This is a genomic window from Achromobacter sp. DH1f, assembly GCF_000633435.1.
GTDB classification, from domain to species: domain Bacteria; phylum Pseudomonadota; class Gammaproteobacteria; order Burkholderiales; family Burkholderiaceae_B; genus Achromobacter; species Achromobacter deleyi.
In genome coordinates this window covers 1-218 of sequence record NZ_AYMF01000073.1, presented here as the reverse complement: position 1 = coordinate 218, position 218 = coordinate 1, and the positions used below count along the sequence as shown (strand labels likewise).

1 protein-coding gene is annotated in these 218 nt (G+C 70.2%); it reads left to right on the top strand.

What is annotated here, in order from left to right:
• The coding region (locus U858_RS34090; protein ID WP_042886081.1) for an ATP-binding protein at positions 1 to 218 on the top strand (218 nt) is incomplete at both ends.

The window sequence follows — 218 nt, the reverse complement described above, 5'->3', positions numbered from 1 at the left end:
ACCTGCTGCAGAACGCCATCCAGTATTCGTCGGCCGGCGCCGAGATCACGGTGGACGTCACGCGGCAGGGCGGCATGCTGGAGATCGCGGTCAGCAACCCTGGCCCGCCGATTGCGCCCGAACACCTGCCGCACCTGTTCCAGCGCTTTTACCGGGTGGACGCCGCGCGCCGCGGCGACGGGGTCGAGCACAGCCATGGCCTGGGCCTGGCCATCGTC